19 protein-coding genes are annotated in these 21,291 nt (G+C 74.0%); 15 read left to right on the top strand and 4 right to left on the bottom strand.

The window, feature by feature from the left end:
* Positions 1–12: 12 nt before the first annotated feature.
* Positions 13–1,356: a DUF1015 family protein gene (locus AMA02S_RS31600; protein WP_084265782.1), complete on the bottom strand. Its 1,344-nt coding sequence runs from the start codon at positions 1,354–1,356 to the stop codon at positions 13–15.
* Positions 1,357–1,428: 72 nt separating this feature from the next.
* Here AMA02S_RS31600 and AMA02S_RS31595 point away from each other — a divergent pair, with 72 nt between their 5' ends.
* Together AMA02S_RS31595 and AMA02S_RS31590 are read left to right on the top strand one after the other, a co-directional pair.
* Entirely contained in the window at positions 1,429–1,872 is a 444-nt protein-coding gene (locus tag AMA02S_RS31595) for a tetratricopeptide repeat protein (RefSeq protein ID WP_067465542.1), read from the top strand.
* 67 nt (positions 1,873–1,939) lie between these two features.
* Complete coding sequence (locus AMA02S_RS31590) at positions 1,940–2,947, top strand: HAD-IIA family hydrolase (RefSeq protein WP_067465540.1); 1,008 nt, start codon at positions 1,940–1,942, stop codon at positions 2,945–2,947.
* Here AMA02S_RS31590 and AMA02S_RS31585 read toward each other — a convergent pair whose 3' ends face one another.
* Complete coding sequence (locus AMA02S_RS31585) at positions 2,948–3,319, bottom strand: SCP2 sterol-binding domain-containing protein (protein WP_369688416.1); 372 nt, start codon at positions 3,317–3,319, stop codon at positions 2,948–2,950.
* 85 nt (positions 3,320–3,404) lie between these two features.
* On the opposite strand from AMA02S_RS31585, the gene AMA02S_RS31580 reads away from it, so the two are divergent.
* The 11 genes from AMA02S_RS31580 (at position 3,405) to AMA02S_RS31530 (ending at position 17,133) form a co-directional block, all read left to right on the top strand.
* The gene (locus AMA02S_RS31580; protein WP_067465538.1) at positions 3,405–3,722 is read left to right on the top strand and encodes a hypothetical protein; all 318 of its coding nucleotides are present in this window, start codon (positions 3,405–3,407) and stop codon (positions 3,720–3,722) included.
* Positions 3,719–4,516 (top strand): TlyA family RNA methyltransferase, encoded by a 798-nt coding sequence (locus tag AMA02S_RS31575; RefSeq protein ID WP_067465535.1) that lies wholly within the window; start codon positions 3,719–3,721, stop codon positions 4,514–4,516. Before AMA02S_RS31580 ends, AMA02S_RS31575 begins: the two co-directional genes overlap by 4 nt.
* 100 nt (positions 4,517–4,616) lie before the next feature.
* Positions 4,617–5,564 (top strand): NAD kinase, encoded by a 948-nt coding sequence (locus AMA02S_RS31570; RefSeq protein ID WP_067465532.1) that lies wholly within the window; start codon positions 4,617–4,619, stop codon positions 5,562–5,564.
* A 58-nt stretch (positions 5,565–5,622) separates the two neighbouring features.
* Entirely contained in the window at positions 5,623–7,329 is a 1,707-nt protein-coding gene (gene recN, locus AMA02S_RS31565; protein ID WP_067465749.1) for a DNA repair protein RecN, read from the top strand.
* A 112-nt stretch (positions 7,330–7,441) separates the two neighbouring features.
* Positions 7,442–8,680: a putative cytokinetic ring protein SteA gene (gene steA, locus AMA02S_RS31560; RefSeq protein ID WP_084265781.1), complete on the top strand. Its 1,239-nt coding sequence runs from the start codon at positions 7,442–7,444 to the stop codon at positions 8,678–8,680.
* A complete protein-coding gene (locus tag AMA02S_RS31555; RefSeq protein WP_067465529.1) occupies positions 8,677–9,633 on the top strand; it encodes a copper transporter in 957 nt (318 codons plus the stop codon). The genes steA and AMA02S_RS31555 overlap by 4 nt, the downstream gene beginning before the upstream one ends.
* A 4-nt stretch (positions 9,634–9,637) precedes the next feature.
* Positions 9,638–10,687, top strand: coding sequence for a hypothetical protein (locus tag AMA02S_RS31550; protein WP_245667914.1), 1,050 nt, complete (start codon positions 9,638–9,640; stop codon positions 10,685–10,687).
* Between the two features lie 59 nt (positions 10,688–10,746).
* Complete coding sequence (gene murJ / locus AMA02S_RS31545) at positions 10,747–12,348, top strand: murein biosynthesis integral membrane protein MurJ (RefSeq protein ID WP_067465527.1); 1,602 nt, start codon at positions 10,747–10,749, stop codon at positions 12,346–12,348.
* A complete protein-coding gene (locus AMA02S_RS31540) occupies positions 12,341–13,579 on the top strand; it encodes a glycosyltransferase family 4 protein (RefSeq protein ID WP_174551002.1) in 1,239 nt (412 codons plus the stop codon). The genes murJ and AMA02S_RS31540 overlap by 8 nt, the downstream gene beginning before the upstream one ends.
* A 271-nt stretch (positions 13,580–13,850) precedes the next feature.
* Positions 13,851–14,873 carry a TerC family protein gene (locus AMA02S_RS31535; RefSeq protein WP_067465740.1) on the top strand — a complete coding sequence of 341 codons (1,023 nt, stop codon included), beginning with the start codon at positions 13,851–13,853 and terminating at the stop codon, positions 14,871–14,873.
* 61 nt (positions 14,874–14,934) lie between these two features.
* Positions 14,935–17,133 (top strand): acyl-CoA dehydrogenase family protein, encoded by a 2,199-nt coding sequence (locus tag AMA02S_RS31530; protein ID WP_067465524.1) that lies wholly within the window; start codon positions 14,935–14,937, stop codon positions 17,131–17,133.
* Positions 17,134–17,152: 19 nt separating this feature from the next.
* On the opposite strand, the gene AMA02S_RS31525 is transcribed toward AMA02S_RS31530, so the two are convergent.
* Positions 17,153–17,509 (bottom strand): hypothetical protein, encoded by a 357-nt coding sequence (locus AMA02S_RS31525; protein ID WP_067465522.1) that lies wholly within the window; start codon positions 17,507–17,509, stop codon positions 17,153–17,155.
* A gap of 89 nt (positions 17,510–17,598) precedes the next feature.
* Between AMA02S_RS31525 and AMA02S_RS31520 the strand changes: the two genes are divergently transcribed.
* Complete coding sequence (locus tag AMA02S_RS31520) at positions 17,599–18,486, top strand: AAA family ATPase (RefSeq protein ID WP_067465519.1); 888 nt, start codon at positions 17,599–17,601, stop codon at positions 18,484–18,486.
* 26 nt (positions 18,487–18,512) lie between these two features.
* On the top strand, positions 18,513–19,910 hold the full coding sequence (locus AMA02S_RS31515; protein ID WP_067465517.1) for a VWA domain-containing protein: 1,398 nt from the start codon (positions 18,513–18,515) through the stop codon (positions 19,908–19,910).
* On the opposite strand, the gene AMA02S_RS31510 is transcribed toward AMA02S_RS31515, so the two are convergent.
* Positions 19,891–21,276 carry an MFS transporter gene (locus AMA02S_RS31510; RefSeq protein ID WP_067465514.1) on the bottom strand — a complete coding sequence of 462 codons (1,386 nt, stop codon included), beginning with the start codon at positions 21,274–21,276 and terminating at the stop codon, positions 19,891–19,893. The two genes, AMA02S_RS31515 and AMA02S_RS31510, sit on opposite strands and share 20 nt — an antisense overlap.
* Positions 21,277–21,291 lie beyond the last annotated feature (15 nt).

Raw genomic sequence — 21,291 nt, 5'->3', positions numbered from 1 at the left:
CGATCTTGCCGATCATCGGTCGCTTCCGGGTTCGAGGAGGCGCAGGACGAGGCCAGTGCGGGGCTTCGGGCCGAACGAGGTGGACTTGCGCGGCACCCGCTCGCCGCCGCCCGCGACGGCGAGGACGTCCTCGACCCTGAGGGGATTGAGGACGACCGCGGTGCCGCCGGTGCGGCGGGCGCGGGCGATGGCCACGGACGGGTCGTCGTGCACCACCTCGATGGCGTTCTCGTTCTCGGGGACGTTCCACACGCCGCCGATGAGCACGTGGTCGAGGACGGCGGTGTCGAGGCCGCGCCACCGCGTGGAGTGCCCGGCGGGCATCGTCCGTCCGAGGACGGACGGGTCGGGGGCGGTGAGCAGGTGCAGCCCGTCGCCGCCGCCCAGCAGGAACGCCGGACGGGGTGCCGCGGCGAGGGCGTCGAAGGCGGCGGTCTCGTCGTGAATGTCGGTGACGTGGAACACCGTGCGGGCCTTCTCCAGCGCGGTGCCCGGGGGAAGGCTCGGCAGGACGCGGTGGATGGCGCCGAGGTGCGGGGGGTAGCGGGTGGAGTCCACGAGGAGCGCGAGGCCCCGGTCCCAGGGGCCCGGGCCGTCTCCGGCGGCGTGGTGGCGGGCCTGGAGCGCGCGGTAGGTGGCGTAGCGGTGGTGACCGTCGGCGATGAGGGCCTGCCGGTCGCGCAGGTCGGCGGACACGCGGGCGTGCAGGGCCGGGTCGGTGATCGGCCAGAGGCGGTGCGACAGCCCGTCGTCCGTGCGGAAGTCCAGCAGGGGGTGGGTCCCGGTGGCGTTGTCGACGATCCGGGCGGTGTCGCCGCCGCCCTCGTACACCAGGAAGATCGGCTCCAGGTTGGCGCGTGCCGCCGACATCAGCGCCAGCCGGTCCCGTACCGGGCCGGGGAAGACGTCCTCGTGCGGCAGCACGACCCCGTCCGACTCCGCGCGGAGCCCGAGCGCGCCGATCAGGCCGCGTTGCAGGACCGTCCCCTCCCCAGCGGCCTCGTAGACGTAGAGGGCGGGTCCGGGGTCGACCGTGAGCGCGCCCTCGGCGAGCCACCGGCGCAGCAACTCGGCCGCCTGGTGATAACTCTCACCTGCGGCGCGCGGCATGTTCAGCCGGACGATGTTGTGTCCGCCGCTCGCCATCAGCAGCCGAGCGGCTGGCTGGTCGATCAGGTCATAAGGGGGCATCGTCACGGAGGCCAGGTCACCCACTGTCTCTGGGACGAAGCGGACGCCGCGGAACGGGGCCAGTTCGAGGCCGCCACCGGTCCGCGGTCCCGCGGTCCCGAAGATCCGGGCACTGAACTCTTCCGGCCCGAGTCCGGAGGGGAGGTCGTCTATCACTGTGGGCATGGTAATCATCGGGGGCTCTGTGTCCAGCCGCCGGGTACCGTCGGGGTGATCAGAGTCCGAGGGGAGGTCCACATGAGCGGTCAAGGACCGGGACGACCGGCGGATTCCCCGGGGGACGACCCAGCCGGGCATCCACCCGCTCCCGACGGCGGGGTTTACGAGTGGTACACGCGGGGGCTGGAACTGTTGCGGGCAGGCAGTGCCTCCGCCGCGCTGCAGCTGCTGGCACGGGCCGCCGACGCCGAGCCGCAGTCGCACAGCATCCGCGAGGCCCTTGGCCGCGCGCAGTTCGGGGCCCGGCAGTTCGAAGCGGCGGCCCAGAGCTTCCGCTGGATCGTCGAGGAGGAGCCGGCGGAGGACTACGCGCGGTTCGGCCTCGGACTGGCGCTCAGCCGGATGGGCGACTTCGAGGGCGCCGTCGAGCACCTGGCGCTCGCGGCGGCGATGCGTCCCGACAACAAGGATTACGAGCGGGCCCTCCGGCACGCCAGGGCCACCCTGGCGTCCCGCCGCTGACCCGTGGACACCCGGTGCCCGTTCACCCCCTGTACATAAGCGAGGAGCACGATGAAGGCAGGCCGCGTTGAAGGGCAGTGACCGTCCTCTGTGCGAGGCGTACGACGTCGCATTGCTCGATCTGGACGGTGTCGTCTACATCGGCCGGCGTCCGGTGCGCGCGGCGCCGGAGTCGCTCGCCAAGGCCCGCGCGGCGGGGCAGCGATTGGCGTTCGTCACCAACAACGCCTCCCGGACGCCGGCCGCGGTCGCGGAACTGCTGTCGGACGTGGGCGTCCCCGCGTCCCCCGACGACGTGGTGACCTCGGCGCAGGCGGCGGCCCGGCTGCTCGCCGAGCGGCTGCCCGCCGGCGCGAAAGTGCTCGTGGTGGGCGGGATGGGGCTGCGGCAGGCCCTGTACGCGCAGGGGCTGCGGCCGGTGTCCCGCGCGTCCGAAGAGCCCGCCGCGGTCGTGCAGGGGTTCTCACCGGGCATCGCCTATGACCAGCTTTCCGAAGGGGCACGGGCGGTCAGCGCGGGTGCCCTGTTCGTGGGCTCGAACGGCGACCTGACCATTCCGGGCGGGGACGGGCCGCCGAATCCGGGCAACGGGTCGCTGCTGCGGGTGATCAGCTCGTCCACCGGCGTCGATCCGATCATCACGGGCAAGCCGGAGCGCCCGCTGCACCAGGAATCGATCCGGCGCACCGGTGCGCGGCGGCCGCTGGTGGTGGGTGATCGCCTCGACACCGACATCGAGGGCGCCCACAACGGCGGCGCCGACAGCCTGCTGGTGTTCACCGGCGTCACCGACCCCCTCCAGGCGCTCACCGCCCCGCCCCGGCAGCGCCCGACCTATGTCGCCTCCGACCTGACCGGGCTGCTCGTCCCGCATCCCGAGCCGGTCCGCGACGGTGAGGGCCACCACTGCGGCGGCTGGACGGCCCGCGGGGACGGCGGCCGGTTCACGCTCTCCGGCTCAGGCGACCCCTACGACGGGCTGCGCGCCCTGGCGAGCGCCGCCTGGGCGGACGGTGGCCGGCCGACGGCGGAGGCCCTCTCCGGTGCGCTGGACGCCCTCGCCCCGCTCCGCTGATCACAGCAGCCTGCGGAGCCGGAGCAGATCGAAGATGCTCGCCTCGATCTTCAGCCGCCCCGTGGCCCAGGCCTTGGCCGGGTTCAGCTCGTCGCGGGCCAGCGCGACCAGGTCGTCGCTGTCCACGGTGAGCCGGACCTGGGCGGACCTCGGGTCGTCGTCGGGGACGAAGCCGTCCAGGCCCCCGGCGTGCAGGCGGGTCCGGAAGGCCAGCCCGAGGTCGGGGACCCAGCAGCTGATCGTCCGCTCCACGACGTGCTCGGCGAGGTGGTCGGCGTCCACATCCGCCAGTCGCTCGGCGATCCGGCCGAGCGCCGCCCGGCAGTCCTCCTCGTTCGCCATGGTCAGGGCGTTCTCCCGTTCGGTCGACAACGATGTCGTGATGGGACGGTAGCGTTCTGACCGAGACCGGAGCGACTCGGTGCGCGCGCCCGGGTGCGACTGGGAGGTAAACGTGATGTCCGACGAGGAGCGGGGCCCGGAGGGGGAGCCGGAGGAGATCCCCGCCGCACCGCTGCCCGAGCCCACCGGTGACCCGCGCGTGGACGCCGCCCTGGCCCGGCTCGGCGACCTGCCCGGACGCCCCGTCCCCGAGCATGTGGAGGTCTTCGAGGACATCCACCAGCGGCTCCAGGACCTGCTGGCCTCCGCCGATCAGGACGACCCCGCGACCACTGGTGAGGGCCGGCCCGAGTCCGCCGGCCCGGTCCCGCCCGTCCAGCCGCGCCCCGCGTTCCCCACCGCCCTGCGCCCCCGTCCCGGAAACCCGGCGTGACCAGGCGGCGCCTGGACGCGGAGCTGGTGCGCCGCAAGCTCGCGCGGTCGCGGGAGCACGCCTCCCAGCTCATCGGCGACGGCCGGGTGCGGGTCGGCGGGCAGCGGGCGGGCAAGGCGGCCACGCAGGTCGAGGCCGGCGCCGCGATCGTGGTGGACGAGGCCGACGCGGGACCCGAGTACGTCTCGCGGGGTGGCCACAAACTCGCCGGCGCGCTCGCGGCGTTCACCGGCCTGGCGGTCGAGGGCCGCCGCTGCCTCGACGCGGGCGCCTCGACGGGCGGGTTCACCGACGTGCTGCTGCGCGCCGGCGCCGCGCACGTGGACGCGGTGGACGTCGGCTACGGGCAGATCGCCTGGTCGCTGCGGACCGATGAGCGTGTCACCGTGCTGGAGCGGGTGAACATCCGCGATCTGGAGCCCGGCATGCTCGGCGGCCCGCCCGGCCTCGTCGTGGGCGACCTCTCCTTCATCTCCCTGAAACTCGTCCTCGGCCCGGTGCAGCGCTGCGCCGCCCCGGACGCCGACTACGCGATCATGGTCAAGCCGCAGTTCGAGGTCGGCAAGGACCGGGTCGGAGCGGGCGGCGTCGTCCGCGAGCCGGAGCTGCGCGCCGAGGCGGTGCGCGGGGTGGCCGCGCACGCGCTGACTCTCGGGCTGGGGGTGCGCGGCGTGACCGCGAGCCCCTTGCCGGGCCCGTCGGGCAACGTGGAGTACTTCCTCTGGCTGCGGGCGGGGGCCCCGCCGCTGGACGAGGCCGACCTGGCGAAGGCCATCGCCGAGGGCCCGCAGTGAGCGTCCCGGGGACGCCGGCCGTACAAAGGGCGTTTGTACAGACGGCGGCCGTACACCGGGACGCTCCGGGGAGTGACGTGCCGGGGAGTGGAGCGAAAGTATGAGCACAAGGTCGGTGCTGGTCGTGACGCACACCGGGCGCCCCGAGGCGGTCCGCAGCGCCCAGCTCGTCATCGAGCGGCTCAGCACGGCGGGGATCGCCGTCCGCGTGCTGGAGAACGAGGCCCGCGACATCGGCTGCACGGGCGTGGACGTCATGCCCGGCAACGCCGCGGCCGCCGAGGACGCCGAGGTCGTCATGGTCCTCGGCGGAGACGGGACGCTGTTGCGCAGCGCCGACCTGACCCGCGGCTCCCGTACCCCGCTGCTCGGCGTCAACCTCGGGCACGTCGGGTTCCTCGCAGAGGCCGAGCGCGACGACCTCGCCGCGACCGTCGACCGCGTCGTCGACCGCCGCTACGACGTCGAGGAGCGGATGACGATCGACGTCACCGTCCGCCGCAACGGGTCGGTCATGGGCACCACCTGGGCGCTGAACGAGGCGAGCATCGAGAAGGCCGAGCGGGAGCGGATGCTGGAGGTCGTCGCCGAGATCGACGGCCGTCCCCTGTCGAACTGGGGCTGCGACGGCGTCGTGTGCGCCACGCCCACCGGGTCCACCGCCTACGCGTTCTCCGCCGGCGGACCGGTGGTGTGGCCGGAGGTCGAGGCGATGCTGGTCGTCCCGATCAGTGCCCACTCCCTGTTCGCCCGCCCGCTGGTGGTGTCGCCGCGGTCGCTGGTGGCGGTCGAGGTGCTGGACGGCACGCCCCGCGCCGTCCTGTGGTGCGATGGCCGCCGCACGCTCGACCTGCCGCCGGGGGCGCGGGTGGAGGTCCGCCGGGGCGTTGAGCCGGTGCGGCTCGCGCGGCTGCATCTCACTCCCTTCACCGACCGGCTCGTCACCAAGTTCGGGCTGCCCGTGACGGGGTGGCGGGGGCGTGTGCGGCAGCCGTCCCACCCCTCGCTCACCGCGGACGGGGAGGCGTCGGACGGGCAGAGGGGATAATCTCCACAGGCGCTGAACGGGGATCTGTTTGCGGAGGGTTGTGACGCTGGTGCGCCCGATGATCGATGAGGTGCGGATCCAGGGCCTCGGCGTGATCGACGAGGCCGTACTCGATCTGTCGCCGGGGTTCAACGTCGTGACCGGGGAGACCGGCGCGGGCAAGACGATGGTCGTCACCAGCCTCGGGCTGCTGTTCGGCGGTCGCGCCGACCCGCAACGGGTCCGGCCGGGCGCCGGGCGCGCCACCGTGGAGGGCCGGATCGTCGTCGACCCCGGTGGCCGCGTGGTCGACCGCGTCGAGGAGGCCGGCGGCGAACTGGACGAGGGCGCGCTGATCGTCACCCGGTCGGTGTCGGCGGAGGGGCGCTCCCGCGCCTTTCTCGGCGGCCGGTCCGTCCCGGTGAGCCTGCTGATCAACCTCGCCGACGACCTGGTGGCCGTGCACGGGCAGTCCGACCAGCAGCGGCTGCTCCAGTCGGCGCGGCAGCGCGGCGCGCTCGACCGGTACGCGGGCGGCGCGCTGACCAAGCCGATGCGCGCCTACACCAAGGCCTACCAGCGGCACCGCCAGGTCGACGCGCTGCTGGAGGAGCTGACGACCCGGGCGCGCGAGCGCGCCCAGGAGGCCGAGCTGCTGCGGTTCGGGCTGGAAGAGATCGAGAAGGTCGAGCCCAAGGAGGGCGAGGACACCGAGCTGGCCGCCGAGGAGGAGCGGCTCGGGCATGCCGACGCGCTGCACGGCGCCGCCGAATCCGCGCACGAGGCGCTGCTCGGCGACCCCGCCGCCGCGTTCGAGGCCGCGAACGTGGTGAGCCTGCTCGGCACGGCCCGCAACGCCCTGGACGCCGTCCGCGACCATGACCCGGAGCTGGCCGCGCTCGCCGATCGCCTCGCCGAGGCCGGCTACCTCGTCTCCGACGTCGGCACCGACCTGGCGTCCTACGCCGAGTCCGTCGACGCCGACCCGGCGCGGCTCGCCGCCGCCCAGGGCCGGCGCGCCGAGCTGACCGCCCTGACCCGCAAGTACGGCGGGACGGAGGGGACGGTGACGGAGGTGCTGGAGTGGGCGCGGAGGTCGGCCGCCCGGCTCACCGAGCTGGAGGGCGACGACGACCGCATCGAGGAACTGCGCGCCGAGCACGCCGAACTGGCCGAGCGGCTCGCCGCCGAGGCGGGCGAGCTGACCGCCGTCCGCACCCGCGCCGCCGAGCGCTTCTCCGGCGCGGTCACCGAGGAGCTCACCGCGCTCGCGATGCCGCACGCGCGCGTGCACGTCACCGTCGGCCGGTCTCAGGACTACGGCCCGCACGGCCTCGACGAGGTGGAGGTGCGGCTCGCGCCGCACCCCGGGTCGCCGCCGCTGCCGCTGCACAAGGGCGCCTCCGGCGGCGAGCTGTCCCGGGTGATGCTGGCGATCGAGGTCGTGTTCGCCGGCGCCGACCCGGTGCCCACCTTCGTGTTCGACGAGGTGGACGCGGGCGTCGGCGGCAAGGCGGCCGTCGAGATCGGCCGCCGGCTGGCCCGGCTGGCCCGCAACGCCCAGGTGATCGTCGTCACGCACCTGCCGCAGGTCGCCGCCTTCGCCGACCAGCACCTGCTGGTGGAGAAGTCCGACGACGGCACCGTCACCAGCAGCGGCGTCACCGCCCTGGACCGCGAGGGCCGGGTCCGGGAGCTGTCGCGGATGCTCGCCGGGCTGGAGGACTCCGAGCTCGGCCGCGCCCACGCCGAGGAACTGCTCGCGATGGCCGCCGAGGAACGCTGATCGGGCGAACGGCGATCGGGGGAGTGAAAACTACAGAGGGTGCGCGAACGGACACGCCTGGACGTCCGGCCCTGCCCATGTTCACCGCCGCCCTCTGGCAGGATGGTCGGTGATGAACGACCCGTCTCCCACCACCGAACGGCGCGTCCGGCTGGCCCAGAAGCTGCCGCGGCGCGTGCTCGCGCTGGGGCGCGGCCGCGATGACGGCCGGACGGGTGTCAGCGCCGTCGCCCGGCTCGACCGCCGCACCAAGGACCTCACCAAACGGCTGCAGCCCGGCGAGGTCGCCGTGATCGACCACGTCGACCTCGACCGCGTCAGTGCCGAGGCGCTGGTGTCATGCGAGGTCGGGGCCGTGGTGAACGTCGCGCCGAGTATTTCCGGCCGCTATCCCAACCTCGGTCCGCAGATCCTCATCGAGGCCGGCATCCCGCTCGTCGACGACGTCGGCCCGGAGATCTTCAGCAGGCTCGCCGAGGGCGACCAGGTCCGCGTCGAGGAGTCCACGGTGTACCGCGGCGAGGACGTCGTCGCCAAGGGCACCGCGCAGACCGCCGAGACGGTCGAGACGGCGCTCACCGACGCCAAGGCGGGCCTCGCCAGCCAGCTGGAGGCGTTCGTCGCCAACACGATGGAGTACGTCAAGCGCGAGCGCGACCTGCTCATCGACGGTGTCGGCGTCCCCGACGTGACCACCAAGCTGGCCGGCCGGCACGCGCTGATCGTGGTCCGCGGCTACCACTACCGCGAAGACATCGCCACCCTGCGGCCCTACATCCGCGAGTACCGTCCTGTGCTGATCGGGGTGGACGGCGGCGCCGACGCGCTGCTGGAGGCCGGCTACCGGCCCGACATGATCGTCGGCGATATGGACTCGGTCTCCGACGACGCGCTGACCTGCGGCGCCGAGATCGTCGTGCACGCCTACCGGGACGGCCGGGCGCCAGGCCTGAAGCGGGTGCACGAGCTCGGCACCGAGGCGGTGGTGTTCCCCGCCACCGCCACCAGTGAGGACATCGCGATGCTCCTCGCCGACGACAAGGGCGCCACGCTCATCGTCGCGGTCGGTACCCACGCCAACATGGTCGAGTTCCTCGACAAGGGCCGCGCGGGCATGGCCAGCACGTTCCTCACGCGGCTGCGCGTCGGCAGCAAGCTCGTCGACGCCAAGGGCGTCAGCCGGCTCTACCGCAGCCGGATCTCCACCTGGTCGTTGCTGTTCCTCGTCCTCGGCGCCTTCGTCGCCATCGTCACCGCCGTCGCCATGTCACCGGCGGGGGACGTCCTCAGTCCCCTGCTCGCCGACCGCTGGCACGCCTTCGTCTTCTGGCTGACCGGACTCTTCACGTGATCGATTTTCGCTACCACCTCGTCTCCATCGTCGCGATCTTCCTCGCGCTGGCGCTGGGCATCGTGCTGGGCTCCACCACCCTGTCCAACTCGGTGAGCGACACGCTGCGCCAGCAGGCCAACTCGGCGGCCAAGTCCGCGCAGCAGGCCCGCCTGGACAAGCGGCGGATCGAAGGACAACTGCGGGGTGAGAAGCAGTTCGCCGCGGGGCTGGCGCCGCAGCTCGTCGCCGACCGGCTCAAGGGCCAGTCCGTGGTGCTGATCGAGACGCCGGGTGCCAGCAACGACAGCATCGAGCAGCTCAGCGAGCTGGCGAAGAACGCCGGCGCCGCCGTCACCGGCCGCGTCACCGTCCAGAAGAAGCTCCTGGACGACGAGCAGCGTGACACCGTCGACGAACTCGCCAGCCAGCTCAAGGGCGACGGTGTCGAGTTCCCGGCCGATGCGGACGCCTACACCAAGGCGGGCGCGGTGCTCGCGGGCGCCCTCGTCACCAAGGACGCCGCCAAGACCGGGCGCGAGGACGCCTCCGGTGGCGCGGTCCTGAACGGCTTCAAGCAGGCCGGGTACGTCACCACCAGCGGCAAGCCCGGGCAGCACGCCACCCTCGCGGTGATGGTCGCGCCGTCCGCCGCCTACGCCTACGAGGGCGGCGACGAGGACAACAAGGCACTGATCTCCCTGGCGACCGCACTGGACGCCGCCGATCGCGGTACCGTCGTCGGTGGCCCGACCACCTCCGCCGAGGAGGGCGGGCTGATCGCGGCGCTGCGCGACTCGGGCGCCAAGGACGAGGTCTCCACGGTCGATGCCGTGGACAGCTCCTCCGGTCAGGTCGTGGCGATCCTGGCGCTGCAGAACGAGATGGGCGGCAAGTCCGGACAGTACGGCACGGGCGACGGCGCGAGCGGCTACCTGCCCTCGCCCGCGCCCACAGCGGGGAAGAACGGGTGACCTGATGGACCGACGCATCGCCTCCGGCCCGGTGCGGGGTGCGCGGCTGCTGGCCGGCGCGCTGCTGGGCGCCGCCGCCGCGCGCGCCGCCTACACCGCGCTGACGCGCCGTCCCCCCGGCCTGAACGGGCTGCCGGGCGAGGAGGTGTGGGGGCGCACCAACCACCGCGGTGAGCCGGTGACCCTGCTGGAGGGGCCCGCGTTCGTGGCGGGCGCCGCCGCCGGCGGGCTGCTGACCCCCGGCCTCGGCGGCCGGACGCGCGCCGCGGTGCTGCTCGCGGGCGCCGGGTCCGGCATCCTCGGCGGCTACGACGACCTCGCCGGGTCCGCCTCGTCCCGCGGCTTCAAGGGGCACCTCGGAGCGCTCGCCCGCGGTGAGGTCACCAGCGGCGCGGTGAAGATCCTCGGCATCGGCGCGACCGGTCTGGCCGCCGCCGCGCTCGCCGGGTCGCCCGCTCCGTCCCGGACCGGCCGCGCGTTCGACACGCTGGTGAACGGTGCGATCGTCGCCGGCGGCGCCAACCTGATGAACCTGTTCGACCTGCGGCCCGGCCGCGCCATCAAGGTCGGTGTCATCACCGGGACGCCGTTGGCGCTGACCGCGTCCGGCTCGGCCGTCGTGGCCGCGCCGCTCGGCGCCGCCGCCGCGCTGCTCGGCGAGGACCTCGCCGAGCGCGCCATGCTCGGCGACACCGGCTCCAACGCGCTCGGCGCGCTGCTCGGCCTCGCCGCCACCCGGCTCGGCCGCGGGCCCCGGCTCGCCGTCCTGGCCGGGCTCGCCGGCCTGAACGCCGCCAGCGAGTTCGTTAGCTTCACCAAGGTCATCGCGGCGAACCCGGCGCTGAACCACATCGACATGCTCGGCCGCCGTCCGGCAGCTCCCGCCAAGGGCACCGCCTCCGGCGGGACGGTTCCGGCACCCACCGACAGCGCTTCGTCCGAGAGCGGCTCCGATGCGGAGATCTCCGATGCCGAGATCTCCGGCGCGGACGAGCCGTTCGTGCCGAGGCAGGCGGGCTCGTCCAGCAACGGCGTCGCCGCCGACCCGGCGTAGGCCGCCCCGGCAGCGCCCCCCGCCGCGTCCACCGCCACGTGTCCCCTCGCGCCTCCTCCATGCGCCGCCTCACCGGCGGCCTCGCCGGCGCCGCCGTCGTCATCGGGGTCATCACGATCCTGTCGAGGCTCGCCGGGTTCGGCCGTACCTACGCCTTCTCCCAGACGGTCACCACCTCCTGCCTCAGCCAGGCGTACTTCACCTCCACGCAGTTCCCCAGCATCGTGTACGAGATCGTCGCGGGCGGCGCCCTCGCCAGCATGGTCGTCCCGGTGCTGGCCGGGCCCGCCGAGCGCGGCGACCGAGAGGAGGTCCGCCGGATCGGCTCGGCGCTGCTGACCTGGATCGTCGCAGTGATGGTCCCGCTGTCGGCGCTGATGGCGCTGGCCGCGCGTCCGATCATGGAACTGCTGGTGGGCGGCGATCTGAAGGGCTGCGAGCGCGGGCAGATCGTCGACGTCGGCGCGACCATGCTTGCGGTCATGGCACCACAAATGATCATGTACGGGCTGGCCGTTGTGTTGTACGGGCTGCTGCAGTCGCACCGCCGGTTCGTCGCGCCCGCGTTGGCACCGCTGATGTCCAGCCTCGTCGTGATCGGCGCCTACCTGGTGTACGCGCCGCTCGGCGACGGCTACGAGAACGACCTGGCCGGGCTGCCGCTGGACGCGGAGCTGACCCTGTCGATCGGGACGGCGCTCGGCGGCGTCGCGATGGCCGCGACGGCGGGTGTGGCGGCGTGGCGCCTGCGGCTCGGGCTGCGACCCACGCTCCGCTTCCCGGACGGGGTGGCGCGGCGGGTGCGGCGGCTCGCCCTCGCCGGTCTCGCCACGGTCGCGGCGCAGCAGCTGTCGGCGCTGCTGGTCGTCCGGCTCAGCTATGAGGGGACGGGCGGCGCGCTCGCCAACTACCAGTACGCGTGGGCGGTCTACCTGCTGCCGTGGGCGATCCTGGCGGTGCCGATCGCGACCAGCGCGTTCCCGCTGCTGTCGGCGCGGATGAGCGCGGGGGAGCAGGACCGGTTCGACCGGGTCACCGCCGCCACCACCCGCGCGGTGATCCTGGTGTCGTGCGGCGGTGCCGCGGTGCTGGCCGCGGTCGCGCTGCCGGTGTCGGTCGTGTTCAACCCGGGCGACCCGAGCCAGCAGGACGTGTTGTCGCGCGCCGTCCTCGCGTTCGCGCCCGGGCTGCTCGGCTACGGGCTCGTCGCCCACCTCGGGCGGGTGCTGTTCGCCTGCCACCGGGGGCGGATGGGCGCGCTCGCCGTCGTGGCGGGGTGGCTGGTGGTCATGGCCGCCGACGTCGCGCTGGTGCTGTCGGTGGACCGGCAGTGGGTGGTCGCGGCGCTCGGTCTCGGCAACGCGGCCGGCATGACCGTCGCCGGCGCGCTGCTGCTGGGCACGCTCGTCCGGGCCCGGGGATCCGCTGCGGTGCGCGGCGTGCCGCGGGTGCTCGCGGCCGGGCTCGCGGGCGGCGCCGGGGGAGGCGCCGCCGGATACGCCGCCGCCGCGGCCTTCGGCACCGGCGGGCAGGCCCGCGGCGCCGCCTCCGCTGCTCTCGCCGCCGTGGTCGCCGCCGCGGTGTTCCTCATCATCGCGTTCGTGATCGACGGCCGGGACCTGCGGGCCGTCCTCAGCCGGAAGGTCACACGGAATGCCTGACAAGCCGATACCCGAAGAGCCGGTGCTGCGGAACGGTACGACGAGCGTGGACGGGCTGCGCGTGGCGCTCGTCCTCGGGACGAGCGCGGGCGGGGTCGGACGGCATGTGCGGTCCGTCGCCGCCGGGCTGGTGGCCCGCGGGGCGCGGGTGCTGGTGTGCGGGCCCGCCGCGACCGAGGAGGCGTTCGGGTTCGTGGCCGGCGGCGCCCGTTTCGCCGAGGTCGACCTGGCCGACCGCCCGCGCCCGGCGCGCGACGCTCGCGCGGTCGCGCGGCTGCGCGGTCTGCTGCGCGACGCCGACGTCGTGCACGCCCACGGGCTGCGCGCGGGCGCGCTCGCGGTGGCGGCGTCCGCGCGCGTCGCGCCCGGTCCGCTGCGGTTCTCGCGGGGCGGTGCGCCCCTGGTCGTGACGTTGCACAACGCGGTCATCACCGGCGGGCGAACGGCCGCGATCCACGGCGCGCTGGAACGCGTCGTGGCGCGCGGCGCGGCCCTGGTCCTCGGTGTCTCACCCGATCTGGAAGAGCGGATGCGTGCCCTCGGTGCCCGGTCGGTGGGGCACGCGCTCGTCCCCGCGCCGGCGCCGCTGGCGCAGCCCGGGCCCGCCGCCCGCTCCGACGTTCGCGCCGCGCTGGGGGTGGGGGAGCGGCCGCTGATCGTCACTGTCGGCCGGCTCGCCGCGCAGAAGGGCCTGCCGACCTTGCTGGACGCGGCGCGCGGCTGGGCGGGCCGGACCCCGCCGCCCCTCGTCGCCCTGGCCGGCGAGGGGCCACTGGAGGATGAGTTGCGCGCGCGCATCGAGGCCGAGGACCTGCCCGTCCGGTTGCTGGGGCGCCGCTCCGACGTCCCGGCGCTGCTGGCCGCCTCCGACGTGGCCGTGGTGCCGAGCGTGTGGGAGGGGCAGCCGCTGATCGTCCAGGAGATCCTGCGGGCGGGACGGCCGCTGGTCGCCACGCGCGTCGGCGGGATCCCCGACATGGTCGGCGTCGGTGCCCGACCCGCGAACGGGCCGGGGCTGCTGCACGGACCCGAGAGCGAGGCGGCGCTGCTGGTGCCCGCGGGCGACGTGGGGGCGCTCGAACGCGCGGTGAGCCGTGTCCTGGACGACCCGGTGCTCGCGGTACGGCTCGGCTCGGCCGCAGCGCAGCGGGCCGCTCTGCTGCCCGGCGAGGACGACGCCACCGACCAGCTCGCGGGTCTCTACCTGGAGTTGAGGGCCGCCCGTCGTTGACCGGTGGCCGGGCGCCGGGCGCCGGTGGGAACCGGCGGCGATCGGGCCTCGGACGCGGCCTCCGACGTTCCGGTTCGCGAAACGATCGGAAACGTCTGCGGAGCGGGAACCCCACCAGGGCGTCGCGCGTTGGACAGGACAGTGGAGGGGAGTATCCCCGCGCGCGGTTCTCGTCAGCACGGTCGGTCCATACCGGCCCGGGGCCGTAGCCCTCGTCCCTCAGGGCGGGAGAGACCTCCGGCGCTCTTTCATGTCCGCCGGAGGTGTCACGTTGTCCGTCTCTCCTTGGGTGTGGGCCCTGACCTTGGCAGGGATCCTCGCCGTCATCGCCGCCGACCTGTTCCTCATCCACCGCAATGACACGCGGGAGTTCACCACCCGCCGCGCCGCGTTCTGGTCGGTGATCTACATCGGGCTCGCCGTCGCCTTCGGCGCCGGAGTCTGGGTCTTCTCCGGCGGCGAGTACGCCGCCCAGTACTTCGGCGGTTTCGTCACCGAGAAGAGTCTCAGCGTCGACAACCTCTTCGTGTTCATGGTGATCCTGACGCGGTTCGCCGTGCCCAAGCACGCCCAGCACACCGTTCTGATGGCGGGTATCGTCATCGCGCTGGTGTTGCGCGGGTTGTTCATCGCGGTCGGCGCGGCGGCCATCGCCACCTTCACCTGGGTGTTCTTCATCTTCGGCGCGTTCCTCATCTGGACCGCCTACGGTCTGGTGCGCGGCGGCGGCGAGGACGAGTTCAAGGAGAACGGGCTGCTGCGGTGGGCCAAGCGCGTCATCCCGACGTCGGAGGAGTACGACGGCACCCGCTTCCTCGTCCGCCGGGACGGCCGCCGCATGGTGACACCGCTGCTGATCGTGATGATCGCCATCGGGTCCACCGACGTGCTGTTCGCCCTGGACTCGATTCCGGCGATCTTCGGGCTGACCACCGAGCCGTACCTGGTGTTCACCGCCAACGCGTTCGCGCTGATGGGCCTCGTCCAGCTGTACTTCCTGCTGGGCGGCCTCACCGACCGGCTCGTCTACCTCGGCCACGGGCTGGCGTTCATCCTCGGCTTCATCGGCGTCAAGCTGATCCTGCACGCGCTGCACGAGTACGGCGTGGCGTGGGCGCCCGACGTGCCGATCTGGCTGTCCCTCGCGGTGATCGCCGGGACCCTGGTCGCGACCACCGTCGCAAGCCTCGCCGCCGGTCGCCGCGCCCTCGACCAGGGCGGGCAGACGTCCCCGGCGGACAGGCCCGGCGACGCGGAGGCCGAGCCCGCCGCGGAAGGCCCCCCCGTGCCGTAGGCACAGAATCAGAATCCTGTTCTAGAATCTGTGTCATAGGGGTTCGAGGAGAGGGTGACGCATGGCCATCGGGCTGACCGAGGAGCACGAGGCGCTCGCCGACTCGGTGCGGGGGTTCATCGAGCGCAACGTGCCGGCGACGGTCGTACGGGCCGCCCTGGAGGCGGACGAGGAGACCAGGCCGGCGTTCTGGCCGGCCCTGGCCGAGCAGGGCCTGCTCGGCCTGCACCTGGCGGAGGAGCACGGCGGGCAGGGCTACGGCCTGCTGGAACTGGCCGTAGTGCTGGAGGGGCTGGGCCGCGCCGTCGCGCCCGGCCCGTTCCTGCCCACCGTGCTGGCGAGCGCGGTGATCGACGCCTGCGGCAACGCCAAGGCCCGTGCCGAGTTGCTGCCCGTCCTCGCAGACGGCTCCAGGACCGCCGCCGTCGCCCTGGAGGGCGGGTTCACCGGCCGCCGCGACGGCGACGCGCTCGTCGTGACCGGTACGGCGGCCACCGTGCTCGGCGCAGCGCTCGCCGACGTCCTGGTCCTGCCGGTCGCCTGCGAGGACGGCGAGCGGTGGGTCGTGGTCGATGCGGCCGACCTGACGGTCACCCCCGTCGAGGCCAGCCTGGACCGCGTCCGCCGCGTCGCGTCCGTGGCGGCGGACGGGATCGGCGTCGCCGCCGACCGGATTCTGGACGGCCTCGGCACCGCCCGGGTCCGCGACCTCGCCGCCGCGCTGTTCGGGGCCGAGGCCGCCGGGCTCGCCGGCTGGCTGGTGACCACCGCGGCCGAGTACGCCGGGGTCCGCGAGCAGTTCGGTCGGCCGATCGGGCAGTTCCAGGGCGTCAAGCACAAGGCCGCCCGCGCACTGACCGCGCTGGAACAGGCCCGCGCCGCCGCCTGGGACGCGGCGCGCGCCCTGGACGAGGACGCGGCCGACTCCGGGTTCGCCGCCGCCGTCGCGGCCGTCATCGCCGTGGAGGCGGGCGTGCGGACCGCCCGCGACGCCATCCAGATCCTCGGTGGCATCGGTTTCACCTGGGAGCACGACGCGCATCTCTACCTGCGCCGCGCCGGAACGCTGCGGGCGCTGCTCGGTCCCGCCAAGGACTGGGCCGCGACGGTCGCCGCCCTCGCGCTGGACGGCGGTCGCCGCCCGGTGGAACTGGAGCTCGACGAGGGCACCGGGACGCTGCGCGAGCGGATCCGCGCCGAGATCGCCGTGCTCGCGGCGATCGACGATCGGGACGAGTTGCACGCCGCGATGGGAGACGGGGGCTGGACCGCTCCGCATCTCCCCGAGCCGTGGGGGCGCGGGGCCGGGCCCGTCGAGCAGATCCTCATCCAGCAGGAGCTGCGGGCCGCCAAGGTCAGGGCGCCCAACCTGATGATCGGCGCCTGGCTGGTGCCCTCCCTCGTCCGGTACGGGACGCAGGAGCAGAAGGAGCGGTTCCTGTGCCCGACGCTGCGGGGTCAGCTGTCGTGGTGCCAGCTGTTCTCCGAGCCGGGTGCGGGCTCCGACCTGGCCTCGCTGTCGATGCGGGCCGAGCGGGTCGAGGGCGGTTGGCGGCTCACCGGGCAGAAGATCTGGACGTCCATCGCGCAAATGGCCGAATGGGGTTTCTGTATCGCGCGCACCGACCCCGACGCGCCCAAGCACGACGGGATCACCTACTTCCTGGTGGACATGAAGTCCGAGGGCGTGGACGTCCGCCCGCTCAAGGAGCTGACCGGCGAGGCCATCTTCAACGAGGTGTTCCTCGACGGCGTGTTCGTCCCGGACGACCGGGTCGTCGGCGAGGTCGGTCAGGGGTGGCAGGTCACGCGCAACACCCTGTCGAACGAGCGGGTGTCGCTGTCGACCGGCGGCGGCCTCGGCATGGGCGTCCCCGAGCTGCTGGCGTTCTTCGCCGGCAGGGACCTGGACGCGGTCGCCGCGGCCGAGGTCGGCGGGCTCCTCGCGCAGGGGCAGTCGATCGACCTGCTCGGCCTGCGCACCACGCTCAAGCAGCTGAACGGCGTGGAGCCGGGCGCCGAGGCCAGCGTCCGCAAGCTGCTCGGCGTCCAGTTCAACCAGGACGTCGCCGACTACTGCTGGGCGGCGCAGGGCGCGGCGGCGGCCACCGAGGTGCCGATGGCCGAGAGCGGCGTCATCGCGCGCGCCATGCTGTTCAGCCGCGCGATGACGATCTACGGTGGCACCACCGAGGTGCAGCTCAACATCATCGGCGAGCGGCTGCTCGGCCTGCCCCGCGACCCCGAGCCGGGCAGGTGAGGCGGCCGTGCGGATGCGATCAGAAGCGGCGCGGCCGGTAGGTGTAGGTGACGTTCACCAGCACGATCATCGTGCAGGTGAACAGCAGTCCCGGGAGCCCGGCGTTCACCACGGCGATGGCGCTGAGCGGGATCGCCGCCAGCAGCGACAGCACCGCCATCGCCAGGCTGTGGTCGCGCTCCCCGGTGAAGCGGCCCGGCTTCGGCGGACCCGCCGCCGGCGCGGCGCGGCCGCCCGTGCGGACGGCGAGCGACTCCTCGATACGGTCCACGACCGTCTCCAGGAACGCCTCGTCGTAGTCGGGGCCGAGCTCGCGCCGGGCCGCCAGCGCCGCCTTGAGGTCCTCGCGGGGCAGGCGTGGGGTGGTGGTCGTCATACCTCGGTTATAGGCAACCGCAGGCGTCGCCTGCGTCACCCCCCGGGGCGAACCGGTACCTACCCCTCAGGGATGAGCCGGAGCAGGGCATGACCGTCGATGACGATTTCGTCGGCGGGTCGTTCACCTCGCCGGCCGATGCGGGCCGGAGGCTCGCCGAGGTACGCTACCTCGCGGACGAGGCCATCGCGACGACCGTGTACCTGGCGCAGGCGCTCGGCAAGCCGCTCCTTGTGGAGGGACCGGCCGGGGTCGGCAAGACCGAGCTGGCCAAAGCCGTCGCCGCGGCCACGGGTGCCGCGCTGATCCGGCTCCAGTGCTACGAGGGTCTGGACGAGGCCCGCGCGCTCTACGAGTTCAACTACAAGAAGCAACTCCTCGCCATCCAGGCCGCCCCGGCGGACCGTGCCTGGCAGGAGACCCACGACGACATCTTCTCCGAGGAGTTCCTCCTGGAGCGGCCGCTGCTGGCGGCGATCCGGCGGCCCGACCCGACCGTCCTGCTGATCGACGAGGCGGACAAGGCCGATGTCGAGGTCGAGGGGATGCTGCTGGAGGTGTTGTCGGACTTCCAGGTGACGATCCCCGAACTCGGCACGGTCGCCGCCGTCCGCCGCCCCTTCGTGCTGATCACCTCCAACGCGGCACGGGAACTGTCGGAGGCCCTCAAGCGCCGCTGCCTCTACCTGCACCTGGACTACCCGCCCCCCGAACGGGAGCGCGACATCGTCCTTGCACAGGTCCCGGGAATCGAGGCGGAGCTGGCCGAGCGGCTCGTCCGCACCATCGGCACGCTGCGCGCGTTGGAGGTCAAGAAGGCGCCGTCCATCGCCGAGACCGTCGACTGGGCCCGCACCCTGCTCGCCCTCGGCCTGGACGAACTGGACGAGGCCGCCATCGCGCGGACGCTCGGGGTCGTGCTCAAGCACGCCTCCGACCAGGACCGCGCCGTGCGGGAACTGGGTCTGAAGGGCTGACCGGAACGCCGAACCGCGGAGCTGACATGGCCTCTCTCATCGACCGCCACACCGGTTTCGTCGCGGCGCTGCGCGCGGCGGGACTGCCGGTGTCGGTCGCCGAGGGCCTGGACGCCGTGCGCGCCATGCGGGCCGTGGACCTGCTCGACCGCGGCGCGCTGCGCGCTGCCTACGCGGCGACCGTGGTGAAGCGGCCCGCGCACCGTCCGACCTTCGACACGCTGTTCGACCTGTGGTTCCCGGCGGCCGTCGGCGACGGCGCGCGGGCGGTCCGGGACCCGGACCGCCCGCCCCGCACCCTGGACGGGGCCGGGCGTCCCGTCCCGCCGGCGCTGGACCCCGAGGTGCAGGCCCGCCGCACGGAACTGGCCGAGATCTTGCTCACCGGCGACGACGCGGGCCTGCGGCAGTTCGCGCGGGGGGCCGTCGCGGAGTACGGGCGGACTCCCGGCCAGGAGTCCTGGTTCTCCTCCAGCGTCCTGCGCGCGATGTCACCGGAGACCCTCATGGCGGGGCTGCTCGCCGCCGTCCTGAACGGGCGGGAGCGCGGCGGCATGGCCGAGCGCGTCGCGCGCCGGACGTTCGGCGACCGCATCTCCCGTTTCCAGGACCTCGTGGCGGCCGAGGTCCGCCGCCGCATCGCCGAGGACACCGGCGTCGCGCGGACGGCGCGCCTGGCCGTGAGGCCGCCGTTGGAGCGGCTCGACTTCACCTCCGCCAGCCGGGCGGACATGGCGGCGCTGCGGCGCGAGGCGTACCCGCTCGCGCGCCGGCTCGCGTCGCGGCTCGTCCAGAAGCAGCGGCGGGGCCGCCGCGGGCGGCTCGACTTCCGCCGGACGGTGCGCGCGTCGCTGGCCAGCGGGGGCGTGCCGCTCACCACCCACCACCGGCCGCGCCGCCCGCACCGGCCCGAGCTGGTCGTGCTGTGCGACGCCAGCGACTCGGTGTCGGCGTTCGCGCATTTCACGCTGCTGCTGACGTTCGCGCTGCGAGAGCAGTTCGCCCGGGTCCGCGCGTTCGCCTTCATCGACACCACCGACGAGATCACCCGGTACTTCGCGCCCGGCGCGGACGTCGCGGACGCGATGACCCGGCTGGCCGCCGAGGCCGATCTGGTCTGGATTACCGGCCGCTCCAACTACGGCCACGCCTTGGAGGTCTTCGCGGACCGGTACGGCGACGCCGTCGGGCCGAAGACCACGCTGCTCGTCCTCGGCGACGCCCGGTCCAACTACGGTGACCTGGCGTTGCCGGTCCTGCGGACCATGGTGGATCGCGCCCGCCACGCGTACTGGCTCAACCCTGAGCCGCGCGGCCAGTGGGACACCGGCGACTCCGCCGCGTCCCGATACGGCGACCTCGTCCCCATGTACGAGTGCCGCAACCTGGTGCAACTCGCGGCGTTCATCGAGGAGTTGGCCTGAGCGCGACCGCCAGGGCGGCCCCGGCCAGCGCCACGACCGCAGAGACGAGCATCGCGATGTTCGTGCCGTGCGCCAGCCCGGACGGCCCGTCCCCGGACCCGGTGGCGATGGCGCCGACGATCGCGACGCCCACCGACGCGCCGATGTAGCGGGCCGTGTTGTTGGCGCCCGACCCCATGCCGGCCCGGTCGGCGGGGACGCTCTCCACGGCGAGCCGCGCGAGCATCGCGTTCGCGAGACCGCTGCCGACGCCGGACACCGCCAGGCCGGGGACGAGGCGCCACCAGTGCGCGTCCGGCGCGAGCCCGAGCATCGCCACCTCGCCCACCGCGCTGAGCGCCAGCCCGGCGCCGAGAAGCTGGCCCGCGGGCAGCCGCGACGGCAGGCGGCGCGCCTGGAGCGCCGCGACGAACGACAGCCCCGACCAGATCGCCAGCACCAGTGCCGAGGCGAGCGGGGACAGCCCGAGGACGACCGTCATCACCGTGGCCAGGTAGCTCATCACCCCGATGACGGCCAGCCCGGTGACCAGCGCGCCGGTGATCGACAGCAGGAACGCCGGCCGGCGGAACAGCGCGAGGTCGAGCATCGGCCGCCGGCGCCGCACCTCGATCGCGGTGAACGCGGCCAGCAGCACCGCCGACGCCGCGAACAGCACGAGGAGGGCCGGGCGGGTCCAGCCCGCCCGCCCCCATGTGATCGCCGCGACCAGGGCCGCGACACCCAGGCTCAGCGTGGCGAGGCCGGGCAGGTCCAGGCCGCGTGGGCGGGCCGCGCGGGACTCCGGCAGCGTACGGGCCGCCGCGAGCAGCGCCACCGAGGCCGCGGCCGCCACCCAGTACCAGACCCGCCAGCCCCCGGCCGAGGTCGTCCCGGCCGAGGCGATCGGGCCGAGCGCGATGCCGAGCCCGAGCATCGCGCCCCAGACGCCGGTGGCGTGGGCGCGGCGCGGTCCCGGCTCGAAGGCGGCGGCGACGATGCCGAGCCCGGCGGCCAGCAGCGCCGCGCTCGCCGCGCCCTGCACGATCCGCCCGATCACGAAGACCAGCGCGGTGGGCGCCACGGCGCAGGCGACGCTGGAGGCGGCGAGCGCTCCGGCGCCGAGCGCGAACACCCGGCGGCGCCCGTGGTCGTCGGCCAGGCTGCCGAGGGCCAGCAGCGCCGCCGCGAGGCCGAGGCTGATCGAGCTCATCAGCCAGATACGGGCCGTCCCGCCCGCGTGCAGCCCGTGCGCGGTGTCGGTCAGGACCGCCATCGGCGCGGTGTAGTTCATCAGCGCCAGCAGTGTGGCGGCGGCCGGCAGCGCCAGCGCGGCGGTGGAGCCCGGCGCGCGGTGCCCGGCGCGAGGGGTCGCCAGAGTCGTCATGCGGTCTCCCTGTTC

This window comes from Actinomadura macra NBRC 14102, from assembly GCF_001552215.1.
Lineage (GTDB): Bacteria > Actinomycetota > Actinomycetes > Streptosporangiales > Streptosporangiaceae > Spirillospora > Spirillospora macra.
The sequence above is the reverse complement of the archived record's forward strand: the minus strand, read 5'-3'. Positions and strand labels throughout refer to the sequence as shown.